This window comes from Rhizobium mayense (assembly GCF_030272705.1).
In the GTDB taxonomy this organism is placed as follows: domain Bacteria; phylum Pseudomonadota; class Alphaproteobacteria; order Rhizobiales; family Rhizobiaceae; genus Rhizobium; species Rhizobium mayense.
Genome location: NZ_JARFYM010000001.1, coordinates 61981 through 75664 on the forward strand (window position 1 = coordinate 61981; position 13684 = coordinate 75664).

The window sequence follows — 13684 nt, forward strand, 5'->3', positions numbered from 1 at the left end:
TCATTGCCCCAATCGTTCCAGGATGTCCGGAATATGCACCTGGTCGGACTTATAGTTGCCGGTCAGCATGTACATCATGATGTTGACGCCGGTGCGGTAGGCATATTCGCGCTGCGTCTCATCGGGCGGCACGGTCGGCAGCAGCGGCGAGCCATTGTCGTCGGTCGCCCAGGCGCCGGCGAAATCATTGCCGGTGATCATGATCGGGGTCACGCCGTCCGAAGAGGAGACAGCATTGCTGTCGCCGCGCGTATCCTGCCGCGCCTCGATCCAGAGCGGGCTATCGGCGTAGCGGCCGGGAAAGCTCGAGAGCAAATAGAAGGACTTCGTCAGCACGTGTCCTGACGGCACGGGCTCCAGCGCCGGAATGTCGAGATTGGCGAGGATCGCCTGCAGTCGCTGGCCGTTCGGGCTCGGCGTGGTGTTGTCGCCCATCGTGTCGATCGCGTCGCGCGTATCGAAGAGCACCGTGCCGCCGTTGCGCATATAGGCGTCGATGCGATTGATGGCATCGTTGGACGGCATCGGCGCGCTGGCGGAGATCGGCCAATAGATGATCGGATAGAAGGCGAGCTCGTCCTTGGTGAGATCCAGACCGACCGGTGGCCCCGGCTCCAACGTGGTGCGATAGGTCAGAAAATCGGAGAGGCCGGCAAGGCCGCGCTCGGAAATATGATCGACCTCGGATTCACCGGTGACGACATAGGCAAGGTGGGTCTTGTCGAGCCGCGAATAAATGGTGTCGTCGCCGGGTTTGGAATCATCGGCCCAACTGTTCGCCGGGTGCAGGAAGACAGCAACCGAGACGGCAAGCAACAGCACCGCCGCACCGCCCGCCATCGTCTTCGTCGATCTTTTGAGCCGCGGGAAGGCGCCATTCAGGAAAAGTACGATCAAGCTGTCTGCCAGAAGCACCAGGAAGGCGATGGTGAAGAGGATCGGTTTGGCCGACCAAGCCTCGCCGCCGATCAGGCCTTCACGCGCAACCGAGAGGCTCGCGCCGGACGCATCCAGCGGCTTAAGCTCCGTGCCGTCGGGCAGGACGTTGAGCGCGGTAAAGCCTTCCTCCGAGCCGTAAAGGCCGGGCGGGTTATCGAAGCTGGCAGCGATCGCGCCTTTTCTGTTCGGATCGAGCGGACGGGCATTGCCGGTCTCGCTGGTCAGCACGCCTTTGGCGTCCAGGAGCCGGAATGGCGGCAGGGCTTCGCTGGTCTTCGGCGCGTTTTCGGTCGAGTTGACTCCGCCGGAACGCGAAAGCTGCACGATGCGGCGCAGCATTTCGACGAAATCGCCCGAGATCGGCAGATCGGACCATTCGGGTTCGGCGCTGACGTGGAACAGCACAATGCGGCCCGCCTGCATCTGCTTTTCGGTCACCAAAGGCGTTCCGTCGGCAAGGCTTGCCCAGGTGCGTTCGGCAAGATCGGGCGTCGGCTCGGCCAGCACTTGTCGCTTGATCAGGACGTTGGTGGGCTTCGGCATGCCGGCAAAGGGGCCGAAGGAGGGGAAATCGGAAAGCGGCTGTGGCTCGGCCCAAGAGAGCGCGCCGCCGAAGGTGCGTTCGCCCTGGCGCAGCGTCACCGGCACCAATGGGTCGTCGGCGGGCGCGGCGGCAAGGCGCGGCCCTGCGAAGCGCACCAGCGTTCCGCCGTTCTGGATCCATCGCTGCAGCGGCGCGTAGCTTTCCTGCGGCAGGCGGCCGACATCGGCCATGATGATGACGGAAGGGTTGCCGGCGAGCAGTTGAGGGATCGACTTTGCCAGATCCGCGCTGTTCGGCTGGACAAGATCGGCATAGGGCTGCAATGCGCGCTGGATGTAATAGAGCGGGGACAGGATCGGCTGGAATTCGTCGGCGGCCTGCCCGGACAGCAACGCCACGCGGCGGCGCTTGAAGCCGTCATCGAGCAGATGCACGGTGCCCGCGCTTGCGTAGCGGTCGATGCTGATGCGGGCAAAATCATTGCGCATCTCAAAGGGGGCCGCGATTGTGCCGGTCGCCACCGTCTGCCCGCCGCCGAAATTCAACGAACCAGCCGCGATCGGCCGCCCTTGATTGTCGAGCGCGCTGAGCCCAAGCCGGAGCGGGCTGGTGCCGTTCAGCCGGCTCGCGGTGACCGTCATGTTGTCGGCTGCGTTGGTGGCGCCGGTGATTGCCAACACCCCGTTGCCGTCGCCTTCGATCAGGCGCAACTCGCTCGGCTCCAGGGCAGAGAGCTGTTTGAGAGTATCGTCGTCATTCTTGCTTGCGACGCCGTCGGAGAGGAAGGCGACTGTGCCTGGCTTGGTGCCGTTCAACGCGGCCTTGATCGCCTGGACTGCGCGCTGGCGATCCGGCACCAGTGGCCTTGCGTTGGCCGCATGCAGCTTGTCACGGGCGGCAGCGGCGGCCCCCGGGGTGGTGTCGTTGCGCTGGTCGGCGGTGAAGGCGATGGAAACGGGGACGCCCTTGGCGTCGGCGTCGTCGATCAGCGCATCGGCCGTCTGCACACGGCGGTCCCAGTCGGTGGCGCTAGCCCAGCTATTGTCGACGATGAGCACCAAGGGGCCAGCCGTCGACAGCGTATTGGTCCGCGGATTGAACGTCGGGTTGGCGATGGCGAGGATGACGAGGGTGGCAAGCACCATGCGCAGCAGCGTCAGCCACCACGGACTGCGCGCCGGCGTTTCTTCGCGCTTCAGAATCCTTGCCAGGATACGGAGCGGCGGGAAGACTTCTGCTCGCGGATGGGGCGGTGTCAGGCGCAGCAGCCACCAGATCGCCGGAAGCAGGATCAATGCGCCGAGGATCGCCGGGGAGGCGAAAGCGAAGGGGAGTGCGCTCATGGCTGCCCTCCAAACGTTGCTTTGGCCGGCATGCCGGAAAGATACATATGCACGGCGACCAGCGCTTCCGACGCCAGGCGGTCGGTACGGTGGCTTACGAAGGTCCAGCCGAGTTGGCGCAGCGACTGGCCAAGATTTTCACGGCGGGCGAGGTAGGCGCGGCGATAATCTTCGCGCAGGTTTTCCGCACGGCCCGCCACCAGCTTCGAGCCGTTTTCCGGATCGGTGAATTCGGTGCGGCCGCTATAGGGAAAGATTTCCTCGGCCGGGTCGGCGACCTCGACCACATGGCCGCGCAATCCCCGGCGGGCAAGCGGCCCGATGCGGCCCATGACACTGTCGGCATCGTCGAGAAAATCGCCGATCAGCACGATGTCGCTCCACCCACGGATCATGGCGGTTTGCGGCAGGCCGCCTTCGAGCGGCGTGTGCGTCAGAGCCGCCGCCAGCCGCTCGGCGGCATTGCGGGAGGAGACCGGCTCCATGACGCCGGGGCAGCCGATACGTTCGCCGGAACGCGCCAGGATTTCGGCAAGCGCCAGCATCAACACCAGCGCGCGGCCTTCCTTCGAGGCATGGCCGTAGGTCGATTTGTACATCATCGACGGCGACATGTCGGCCCAGAGCCAGATGGTATGAGCCGCTTCCCACTCGTGATCGCGGATATAGGTATGGTCGTCGCGGGCCGAGCGGCGCCAGTCGATGCGAGACAGGCTCTCGCCTTCGGTATAGGGACGGAACTGCCAGAAATTCTCGCCGATGCCGCGCTTGCGCCGGCCATGCCAACCGGCAATCACCGTGTTGGCGATGCGCTTGGCTTCGACAAGGCAATCCGGCACGAGGGCAGCACGGCTGCGGGCTCGGGAGAGGGCATCATTGCCTGAGGTCGGGCTGACGATCTGTCCGATGGATGCCACGCGCTATACTCTCCTTGACATCCCCGGTTACGATCTTGACCGCTTGACCAGCCCTGCGATTACGTCCCGCACCGACATGCCTTCGGCGCGCGCCGCAAAAGTCAGCGCCATGCGATGTTCCAGCACCGGCTCGGCGAGCGCGCGCACATCGTCGAGCGACGGCGCAAGCCGGCCTTCATAAAGCGCGCGGGCACGGGCGCAGAGCATCATCGCCTGGCCGGCGCGTGGGCCGGGACCCCAGGAGACATGCTTGTCGGTCGCCTCGTTGCCTTGGCCCGGGCGGGCGGAACGCACCAGCGACAGGATGGCATCGACAACGCCATCGCTGACCGGCATCTGGCGGATCAGCTTCTGGATTTGCATCAATCGCTCGGCATCGATCACTGCATGCGGCGTCGCTTCGCTGAGGCCCGTGGTTTCGAGCAGGATCTTGCGTTCGTCGGCAAGCTCGGGATAACCGACGTCGACCTGCAGTAGGAAGCGGTCGAGCTGTGCTTCCGGCAGCGGATAAGTGCCTTCCTGTTCCAGCGGATTCTGGGTTGCCAGAACGTGGAACGGCGCAGGCAAATCGTAGCGCTGGCCGGCGATGGTGACATGATATTCCTGCATCGACTGGAGCAGCGCCGATTGGGTACGCGGCGAAGCGCGGTTGATTTCGTCAGCCATCAGCAGTTGCGCGAAGACCGGACCCTTGACGAAACGGAAGGAACGGCGGCCACTTTCATCTTGGTCCATCACTTCCGAACCCAGAATATCCGACGGCATCAGGTCCGGCGTAAACTGCACGCGGTTGGCGGCAAGGCCAAGGACGGCACCGAGCGTGGTCACCAGCTTGGTCTTGGCAAGGCCCGGCACGCCGACAAGCAGAGCATGGCCACCGGCCAGCACGGCAAGAAGCGTGTTCTCCACGACGCTTTCCTGACCGAAGATGACCTTCGAGATCTCGGTACGAATGGAGGCGATATCGCTCAACGCCTGTTCTGCGGATGCGATGATGGCCTGGTCGTCGAGGCTCGTCTCGGTCGGTTTGATCATGCTCATTTGCATCTCCGGAGGCTAAAAAACGGTACGCGCGATTCGCAGACCTTACACATTTGCCTCATAATCAATACAACTTATCGCCATCGAGAAGGCTGACAAGCGCGTTTCGAATGACTATCTCGTGAGAAACGGTCGTATTTGTAACTAAGCACAAACCGGGACGGAAGAATGGCAACCGAAGAAATCAGGGGGGCGAGCGATGCGGCAAGTCTGGCTGCGCTGATTTCACGCGCGGCCGGTGATGCTGGTGGACGCAAGAAAAACCTGCCGCCCGTCGACGCGTGGAATCCCCCGTTTTGCGGGGATATCGACATGGAAATCCGCGCCGACGGCACCTGGTTCTACATGGGAACGCCGATCGGCCGCGCGCCATTGGTCAGGCTGTTTTCGACGGTGCTGCGCAAGGATGCGGATCAAAAGACCTACCTGGTCACACCTGTCGAAAAGGTCGGCATCCGCGTCGTCGATGCTCCTTTCATCGCCGTTGAGATGAGCGTGACCAAGCGCGACGGCAAGCGGGTACTGACGTTCCGCACCAATGTCGGCGATGTCGTCGAGGCAGGCAGGGAGCATCCGATCCGCTTCATCATTCGTGGTGAGAATGACGAGCTGAAACCCTATCTGCATGTTCGCGGCCGGCTGGAAGCGCTGGTGACGCGGGCGGTCATGTATGATCTCGTCGAACTCGGCGAGACCGCTGTGATAGCCGGGCGCGAGATGTTCTGCGTGCGCTCCGGGGGCACGATCTTCCCGGTCATGCCGGTTGCCGAATTGGATGCCCTGACGCGATGAGCGATTATCCCCTTTATTCCGCCGCCGAATTCCGGCGCCGCGCGCTCAACCAGAGCGGCGGCCCGGTCGACCTTGCCTGGCGCGACCACGGCGACCACGCGCTCAATCCGGACAATATCTTGCACGTCGAGGGTCTGAAGCTGCGCGACGCTGCGGTGCTGGTGCCCGTGGTGGACGACGGTGACGACGCCAATGTCATTTTCACGCTGCGCACCTCGACATTGCGCAAGCATTCCGGCCAAATCGCGTTTCCCGGCGGCGCCATTGATCCCGAGGATGTTTCGCCGGAAATGGCGGCGATCCGTGAGGCCGGTGAAGAGATCGGGTTGGCGAATGTTTTCATCGAGCCCGTGGCACGGTTGCCGTTTTATCTGGCCGCGACCGGCTTCCGCATCACGCCGATCCTCGCGGTGGTCAAGCCCGGGTTCGAACTGGCGCTCAATCCGACCGAAGTGGACGATGCTTTCCAGGTGCCGCTCTCCTTCCTGATGGATCCCGGTCATCATGCGACCGATACGATGGTTTGGAACGGGGTCGAACGTCATTTCTATCGTATGCCTTATGGTCCGCGTATGATCTGGGGCATTACCGCCGGCATTGTCCGCACGCTTTACGAAAGGCTGTATTCATGACATCTGTGGCCGGTGAGACTTGGTTCCAGGATGAAGCGCTGCAGCGGGTGCTGGCGTTGCTGAACGCCGATAGCGGCGAGGGGCGTGTCGTCGGCGGTGCGGTGCGCAACAGCCTGTTGGGTCTTCCTGTTGCCGATATCGATATCGCCACGACGTTGCTGCCCGAGACGGTCGTCGAAAGGGCTGTTGCCGCTGGCGTCAAGGCGGTGCCGACGGGCATCGCGCATGGGACCGTGACGCTGGTCGTCGATGGAAAACCTTTCGAAATCACCACTTTACGGCGCGATGTTGAGACGGATGGTCGTCGCGCTCTGGTAGCCTTCAGCGATGATTGGCAGGCTGATGCCGAACGGCGCGATCTCACGATCAATGCGCTCTATGCTTCCGCCAATGGCGAAGTGGTCGACTTGGTCGGCGGGCTTGCCGATCTGGAACGCCGCAATATCCGCTTTATCGGTGACGCAGCGACTCGGATTGCCGAGGATCATCTGCGGATCCTGCGCTTCTTTCGCTTTTTCGCCTATTACGGCAGCGGCAGACCGGATGCGGACGGGTTGCGAGCCTGCGCGGCTGCGCGCTCGAAAATCGCAACGCTTTCGGCGGAGCGCGTCTGGTCGGAGATGAAGAAGCTGCTCGCTGCCAAGGATCCCGGCCGCGCGCTGCTCTGGATGCGGCAGGTCGGAATATTGACCGAAGTGCTGCCGGAGACCGAGAAGTGGGGCATCGATGCCATTCCGGGGCTTGTGGTCACGGAACAGGCGCTCGGCTGGGCGCCCGATCCGCTGCAGCGGTTGGCGGCCGTCGTACCGCCGGATGCTGCAAGATTGGCAAAGCTTGGCGAACGGCTACGGCTGTCGAAGGTCGAAGCGAGCTACTTGCAGGACTGGGCGAATGCGCCGGGTATCAAGGACGATGCGTCAGAAGCAGCCTTCGATCGCTTGCTTTATCGCTATGGTCCAATTGGCATCGGCGCGCAGTTGAAACTTGCGCTTGCCGTCGCGCGGGGCAAGGCGGAAGGCGATTTCGAGGAGATGGCGCGCACGGCGCGGCTGAGCAAGTTGCTTGAGCGGACGACACGCTGGAAGAAGCCCGTCTTTCCGGTCAATGGCGCAGACGCTCTGGCTGCGGGGCTCAGCGCAGGGCCTCGGGTCGGCGATATCCTTGGCAAACTCGAACAACAATGGCTCGACAGCAATTTTGCCCTGACCCGAGCGACTCTTCTCGCCCGGCTCAAGGAATTGATCGAGTCCTGATGGTTGTCGCCAGCAATCAGGCGGCGTTCGCTTCATCGCGAATGCGGGCCTTGATATTGTCGATCATGTTTTCGCGGATGATGGTCTCGCCATGGGTGTTACGCATGTGCTCGACGGCACGGCGAACAACTTCGGCATCGTCATTGGCGCGAGTGTGCCAGTCGCAGCCGGGAACGAGCGTACCACATTCGAACAGTCGCATATCTGCCTCCTGAAATTTCGACGCCACGAAATCATTCATGCCAAACGGCATGAAGGTCAAAACGCAAAAGATGGGGAAAGGTTTCGGATGTCCGGCAGAGCCTCCACCCTGCCGGACGATGCTCTCCGGATATTTAATCCGGCATAGCCCAGGATTTGAAGCAATCCGAAGATTGATACTTCGGAATGGGCGCTTGTTTTGACGGACGGTCGGACACCATGCGAGCGACATCGCCTGGAGACTTCCCAGCCAACTGCATTCTGACCTGCTGTATGAAGCAGGAGAGTGGCAGATCGGACCCGCTTCTGATCCTCATATCCTCAGCCAGCCGGACGACGAACTCCGGCGTATCGACTGCCCGCGAAAGCTTCTTTTCATTCGCGGCTTCTGCCACTTGATTCTGTACTGCCATTACAACCTCCTCCGATTGAAACGAGCATTACCTAACCTAGGTACTCCTCCTAACTATTTCATATAAGCTTTTTCTGATTGTTTACGCCACTGCTCTATGGCCAACGCACGACGGGTGGCAGGGACGATAAGATCGACTCTACGTTTCCGCCCGTCTTCAGCCCGAATATTGTACCGCGATCGTAAAGCAAATTGAACTCCACATAACGCCCGCGACGAATTAATTGTTCGTCACGATCCTCCTCGGACCATACGTCATTGAAATTCGAGCGCACGATCCGGGGATAGACCATGGAAAATGCGCGCCCGACATCGCGCGTGAAGGCGAAATCGGCGTCCCAGCCACCTGCCTCCTCCCCAGAATGCAGCCAGTCGAAGAAAATGCCGCCGACGCCGCGAGGTTCATTGCGATGCTTCAGATAGAAGTATTCGTCGCACCATGTCTTGTAGCGCTGGTAGTCCGCAACCGAATGGCGGTCGCATACGATCTGCATCGCGCGATGGAAGAGGACGCTGTCGGAATCCTCCTGGGTGCGCCGGCGGTTGAGCATGGGCGTCAGGTCGGCGCCGCCGCCGAACCAATGGCTGGTCGTTACCACCATGCGGGTGTTCATATGCACGGTCGGCACATTCGGGTTGACGGGATGGGCGATCAGCGACAGGCCGGAGGCCCAGAAACGCGGATCTTCTTCGGCCCCAGGAATCTGGCTGCGGAAGTCGGGCGAGAATTCGCCGTAAACGGTGGAGGTGTGAACGCCAACCTTTTCAAAGACGCGGCCTTCCATGATCGACATGCGCCCGCCGCCGCCTTGGCCGTTCTCTCTAAGCCAATCCTTGGCGACGAAACGCCCCGGCTCCTGGTCGGAGAGGGGGCCGGTAAGCTCGTGCTCCAACTGCTCGAACTGAGCACAGATCGCGTCGCGCAGGCTTTCAAACCAGCCCTTGGCGGCGTCTTTCTTCTCTTCGATGTCCTCGGGTAGTCCTTTGGGAAGTTCCGGTCGTTCCATGCATGCTCTCCGGCGTTGCGGGCGGCGAGACGCCCGCGATTCGCGTATTATCGATTCTCGTTTTGAATATCAGCAACATCGCACCCTAACCAGCGTGCAGGTTCGTCGGGAAAATCGACTCGCAAATTGGCAAATGCGGTATTATCTTCCCTCTCAAAGGCGAGGTTTCATGACGAAAATACCCGGACCGCCGCCCCTTGACGGGTTGAGACGCAGAATATCACGCTACCGGCAGGAAAAGCCCGCCGGCGGCAAAGGTGATTTTGTTCGCGAGACCTTCTGCCTTAGTCGCCCGGAAGCGCGCGCCAAGGCGCGCGAGTGGTTCGACGAATTTCCGAAAGCCGCCTATTGGACCGAAGTCGAAAGCTGGCGGCAGGTCGAAGGCGATCGCATCGAATTCACTATGCGACGCCTGCCGTCAGCCGATTGAAACGACGCACATGTTCAAGCGGTCGAACGCTCGCAATCGATCATCCACGGCACGCCAAATTTGTCGACCAGCATGCCGAAACGCTCCGCCCAGAACGTTTCGCCGATCGGCATGGTCACCGTCCCGCCCTCCTGCAACGCTGTAAACAGCCTGTCCGCATCTTCCGGCTTGTCGACCTGAAGGGAAACCGAGAAGCCGTATTTCTTGCCGGTTTCGCCCGGCCTGCCGTCCGAGGCCATCAAAACGGCGTCACCCGTCGTCAGCCGCGCATGCATGACCTTCTCGCGCCAGTGTTCCGGCGTGTGGCTCACCACATCCGGATGGCTGTAGTCCATGACGGTGAGTTCACCGCCGAGGCATTGATGATAGAATTCAAAGGCTTGCCGGCAATCGCCGTCGAAGATCAGGTAGGCATTCAGACGCATGACCTTTCCTCCATCTGTCATTTGTGAATGCCCTACAAAATAGCCTTCTAAAATGGCGATAATGCAATGACGAGAGCTCAAGCCACCAAAAAATAGCCTTGACGGTCTTTTATTGGGGAGGCCTGAACCGGCTATTGCGTGTTGCGCAGCCGGCTCTCGATCAGCAGTCCGCTTTCATCCAGGATCGGATGCGCCACGGAAACAATGTGAGCATTGATGCGCTTCAGGTCTCGCAGCATGTCGAGATGAAGCGTGCTGGTCTGCAGGCTATCGGCGCGGCCGTCGCGCAGGCGTTCGAGGTGACGCTCGGCGGATTGTTTTTCCAGTCGGCGGACATCGACCTTGACCTCCATCAGCTGACGGGCGAGGTTGAAATCGCGGGTGACGAAGATGGTCTGGGCGATGCGCAGATTATCGACCGTCAGGTCGAAGAGGCTCCGGAGCTCCTGGTAGCCGTCGTCGGAGAAGGCCAGGCCCTTGCCGATCTTCTTTGCCACCTGTTCGGCCAGGCCTTTTTCGATAATGTCGCCGATATGTTCGAGGTTGATGGCGTAGTCGATGATGACGATTGAGCGACGGCTGTTTTCGTCATCCAGCCCCTCGTGCCCGAGCTTCGACAGGTAGATCTTCACCTCCTGCTGGATCCGGTCGACGCGCTTTTCCAGAACTGCGATCTCCTTCAAAGGAGCCAGGTCGTTTTTGTTGAACGCGTTTTCCGTGCGGATCAACATGCGCTCGATGAGATCGCCAACGCCCAGGACCTCGCGCGTCGCGCTGGCGAGCGCAACGACCGGCGTGTGCAGGGCCTGCTGATCGAGAAACTTCGGCCCGTCATCGGCCTGCGGATCGTCCGGGATCACCCGTTGCATCATGCGCGAGAGGAAAGAGGAGAAAGGCCAGGCGCAAATGGCAAGCGCGATATTGAAGAGCAGGTGGACGTCGACCGGCAGCTTGGCCTGCGAAAAATGCAGGGCCTGCATCCATGCGCCGATATAGTCTGCAAAGGGCAGGACAAGGAGGCAGCCGATGGTGCGCACGATGAGATTGCCGAGCGTCACTCGTCGCGCAGTGGCAGGCCCGGAGAGGGTAGCCATGACCGGTGGGATTGCGCCGCCGAGATTGGCACCGAGAACGAGCGCGACCGTCAGGGCTGGAGAGAGAATGCCGGTCGATGCGAGCGACAGGATCAGTACGACCATGGCGAGACTGGAGGACGAGGCGAAGGCGAGCACTGCCGAAAAGATCAAGGCCACGGGCAGAGCGTCGTCGAGCAGGCCAATGAAGGCGCCGAGCGCCGGCGATTGCCGCATCGGCGCGGTGGCGAGGCTTAGCAATTGCAGCGACAGAAGCATCAGGCCGATGCCGATCAGCGCCGTGCCGGCGCCCTTTTGGGCGGTGGACGCGCGGCGATAGAGCACGATACCGATGAGAATGATCAGCGGTGACAGCCATTCGATGCCGGTTGCGACGATCCAGGCCGTCACTGCGGTGCCGACATTGGCGCCGAGCAGCACGATCTGCGCCATGCTCGGCAAGACGAGATCACGCTCGACGAAGGAGGCGATCATCAGCGCCGTTGCGGTCGAGCTCTGCAACGCGATCGTTGCTAAGAAGCCGGAGGTGAAGGAGCGAAGCCTGCCACGCGTGCCGCTGGCAAGGCCGGTTCTGAGCTTGGCGCCGAAGGCGCGCGATACCCCATCCTTTATCTGCGCAAGGCCGAACAGTAGCAAGGCTACAGCCCCGAACAGATTGATCATTACGACGGTGGATTCCATTTTGTCTTTTTATGTCTTTCTCATGCTACCATGTTTTCAGCGATTATCAGAAATCGAACGGAAATCACTGAAAAGGCATGGATTTCTTTATCCGGACATGCCCGGTGAAACGCGGCAATATTGCTTGCCGGCTAAAGATTATACGCTCGCGGCAGGCCGTGGTCCAACACTGCGAGCGACATATCGGGACAATATTTGCGCAGTGCCTGATTTTAGTGCGGTTTCGGCGGCTGCATCTCGCGGGAGACGTCGGCGCGCGTGGGCGGGATATCAGGCAACGCTCTTTCGGAGAAAGCCTCTTTCACATTCTTGACCGTTGCAGGCCGTCGTGTCGGCAGCTCCGAGTGCGATGGGGCTGCGGTTTCGGTCGTCGCAGCAACCGATGCCTCCGGCTCGGCCACGACGTGTAATGCCGGCGCCTCTTCTGTATTTTCCGCAGTCGAGGCGGTGGCCAAAATCTCCTTGAGCACGGAAGTCACCGGCAGATGGCCGTTCAAATCCGTATTGGTGTGATGCCAGGCATGTGGGACGCGCTGATCGGCCGAAATGAATGGCCGGGAGTTCATTTCGCCGAACCAGTCCCATTCGCCGATGACATCGACCACATCCGAGAAGGTTGGCGGCATGGCGATGCGGGTGCCGATGGTGACGATCTTCACCGTCTCCGCCAGTTGTGCGGCCCGGAATTCGTCCTCCTCGCAGAGATCATGAAGGGCAGCCGAAATCACCAGGTTGCCTTTGGAGTGGCCGGCAAGCAGGCGGAAAGAGAGGCGGGGGTCGCCGAGCAGCGCGCGCACCGTCCTAGTGACGAGGCTGGTGCGGGCGGCCGTCTCGCCGCCATTGGTGTCGGCGACGCCGAATTGGGGTCGTCCGGCAAGATCGTCGAGCATTTCGAAGACAGGCCGCAGGCCTTTCAGATGGCCGAAGAAGAAATGGCCGCCGAAGGCCTCGGTGATGATGTCAGCCAGACCATATCCGGAGACGACGACAGCAACTGGCGTGCCGATCGCGTCTGCGACATTGCGGGCGAAGGCGGCCGCACCGAGAGCCGATCCTCCGATGCCGGCGGCGGTCAGTGCCTGCGCCTTCTGGCCACCGCGGAGTACGAACTCTTCCAGCGTTTCGCAAAGGGTGAGCTTACCACCGCCGCTCGGTGGCACGATCATGATGGAGCCTTCGGCCGCGAGCGATCCGCTGATGTAGAAAGCCTCTTCCGGAGTGATGACCTTGACGTCGTAGAACAGCGCATCGAGCGCCGTGTTGCGCTGGCGAAGGGCTTCCAGGGTTAGATTGCGCACCGGTGAGCGCTGCAGGCGCTCGGGTAGGCTGAGGGTGCGTGCGAATTGAGTAAGGGTGAGGGTGAATGCCGTCTGGAACATGGGTCACCTCGCCAAGGCTGCCGTTAGGTAAAGCATTTCCAGGTCAAAGCTTCTCACACTTTGCCGGGCATGCCAACGGCAATTGGCCGCCGCGGCACCCAGATTTGCCGCGACATTTACGACCAGTTTGTCTGCCGCAGTGCCTCGCCCGATATCATCGCGGCCGACATGGCCACATTGATGGAGCGCTGACCGGCAACCATCGGGATCAAGATGCGGCCGCCGGCCTTTTCATGCACATGATCTGGCACGCCGGCGCTCTCGCGGCCGAAGAGCAATATGTCGTCCTTCCGGAAGACGAAGTCCGTGTAGCGTTCAGCGGCCTTGGTGGAGGCAAGCACCAGCCGGCGACCGCTTTCCGCCCGCCAGGCTTCGAAACGTTCCCAGTTGATATGCCGCGTCAGCGTGACTGAGGCGAGGTAGTCCATGCCGGCGCGCTTGAGGTTGCGATCCGATATGTCGAAGCCGGCCGGCTCGATGACATCGACGCCAAGGCCGAGGCAGGCGGCGAGCCGGAGGATCGTGCCGGTGTTGCCAGGGATATCGGGCTGGTAGAGGGCGATGCGCAGCGATGTCATGTCTTGCAACTAGCGA

14 protein-coding genes are annotated in these 13684 nt (G+C 61.4%); 4 read left to right on the forward strand and 10 right to left on the reverse strand.

Translation table 11 applies throughout. The annotated features are described in order from the left end of the window. Genes PY649_RS00300 through PY649_RS00310 form a run of 3 tightly spaced genes read right to left on the reverse strand, consistent with a single transcriptional unit; the run spans nucleotide 1 to nucleotide 4784 of the window. Complete coding sequence (locus PY649_RS00300) at nucleotides 1-2826, reverse strand: DUF4159 domain-containing protein (RefSeq protein ID WP_285866081.1); 2826 nt, start codon at nucleotides 2824-2826, stop codon at nucleotides 1-3. Further along, a complete protein-coding gene (locus PY649_RS00305; RefSeq protein WP_285866082.1) occupies nucleotides 2823-3743 on the reverse strand; it encodes a DUF58 domain-containing protein in 921 nt (306 codons plus the stop codon). Before PY649_RS00305 ends, PY649_RS00300 begins: the two co-directional genes overlap by 4 nt. Before the next feature lie 27 nt (nucleotides 3744-3770). Next, a complete protein-coding gene (locus PY649_RS00310; RefSeq protein ID WP_285866083.1) occupies nucleotides 3771-4784 on the reverse strand; it encodes an AAA family ATPase in 1014 nt (337 codons plus the stop codon). A 168-nt stretch (nucleotides 4785-4952) separates the two neighbouring features. Between PY649_RS00310 and PY649_RS00315 the strand changes: the two genes are divergently transcribed. Genes PY649_RS00315 through PY649_RS00325 form a run of 3 tightly spaced genes read left to right on the forward strand, consistent with a single transcriptional unit; the run spans nucleotide 4953 to nucleotide 7461 of the window. Next, the gene (locus PY649_RS00315; protein WP_285866084.1) at nucleotides 4953-5576 is read left to right on the forward strand and encodes a DUF1285 domain-containing protein; all 624 of its coding nucleotides are present in this window, start codon (nucleotides 4953-4955) and stop codon (nucleotides 5574-5576) included. Continuing rightward, a complete protein-coding gene (locus PY649_RS00320; protein ID WP_285866085.1) occupies nucleotides 5573-6208 on the forward strand; it encodes an NUDIX hydrolase in 636 nt (211 codons plus the stop codon). Before PY649_RS00315 ends, PY649_RS00320 begins: the two co-directional genes overlap by 4 nt. Beyond that, on the forward strand, nucleotides 6205-7461 hold the full coding sequence (locus PY649_RS00325; RefSeq protein ID WP_285866086.1) for a CCA tRNA nucleotidyltransferase: 1257 nt from the start codon (nucleotides 6205-6207) through the stop codon (nucleotides 7459-7461). Before PY649_RS00320 ends, PY649_RS00325 begins: the two co-directional genes overlap by 4 nt. A 16-nt stretch (nucleotides 7462-7477) precedes the next feature. Here PY649_RS00325 and PY649_RS00330 read toward each other — a convergent pair whose 3' ends face one another. From PY649_RS00330 to hemF, 3 genes are all read right to left on the reverse strand, one after another. Then, nucleotides 7478-7663: a DUF1059 domain-containing protein gene (locus tag PY649_RS00330; protein WP_285866087.1), complete on the reverse strand. Its 186-nt coding sequence runs from the start codon at nucleotides 7661-7663 to the stop codon at nucleotides 7478-7480. A 133-nt stretch (nucleotides 7664-7796) separates the two neighbouring features. Beyond that, the gene (locus tag PY649_RS00335; RefSeq protein ID WP_285866088.1) at nucleotides 7797-8075 is read right to left on the reverse strand and encodes a hypothetical protein; all 279 of its coding nucleotides are present in this window, start codon (nucleotides 8073-8075) and stop codon (nucleotides 7797-7799) included. Between the two features lie 94 nt (nucleotides 8076-8169). Then, nucleotides 8170-9081, reverse strand: a complete 912-nt coding sequence (hemF, locus tag PY649_RS00340) for an oxygen-dependent coproporphyrinogen oxidase (RefSeq protein ID WP_285866090.1) — start codon at nucleotides 9079-9081, stop codon at nucleotides 8170-8172. 169 nt (nucleotides 9082-9250) lie between these two features. Between hemF and PY649_RS00345 the strand changes: the two genes are divergently transcribed. Further along, complete coding sequence (locus PY649_RS00345) at nucleotides 9251-9511, forward strand: hypothetical protein (RefSeq protein WP_285866091.1); 261 nt, start codon at nucleotides 9251-9253, stop codon at nucleotides 9509-9511. Between the two features lie 14 nt (nucleotides 9512-9525). On the opposite strand, the gene PY649_RS00350 is transcribed toward PY649_RS00345, so the two are convergent. The 4 genes from PY649_RS00350 to PY649_RS00365 form a co-directional block, all read right to left on the reverse strand. Beyond that, nucleotides 9526-9936 (reverse strand): VOC family protein, encoded by a 411-nt coding sequence (locus PY649_RS00350; protein WP_285866092.1) that lies wholly within the window; start codon nucleotides 9934-9936, stop codon nucleotides 9526-9528. A gap of 131 nt (nucleotides 9937-10067) precedes the next feature. Next, the gene (locus PY649_RS00355) at nucleotides 10068-11711 is read right to left on the reverse strand and encodes a Na/Pi cotransporter family protein (protein WP_285866093.1); all 1644 of its coding nucleotides are present in this window, start codon (nucleotides 11709-11711) and stop codon (nucleotides 10068-10070) included. Between the two features lie 212 nt (nucleotides 11712-11923). Then, nucleotides 11924-13090: a hypothetical protein gene (locus PY649_RS00360; protein ID WP_285866094.1), complete on the reverse strand. Its 1167-nt coding sequence runs from the start codon at nucleotides 13088-13090 to the stop codon at nucleotides 11924-11926. A gap of 116 nt (nucleotides 13091-13206) precedes the next feature. Continuing rightward, on the reverse strand, nucleotides 13207-13668 hold the full coding sequence (locus tag PY649_RS00365; RefSeq protein WP_285866095.1) for a tRNA (cytidine(34)-2'-O)-methyltransferase: 462 nt from the start codon (nucleotides 13666-13668) through the stop codon (nucleotides 13207-13209). Nucleotides 13669-13684 lie beyond the last annotated feature (16 nt).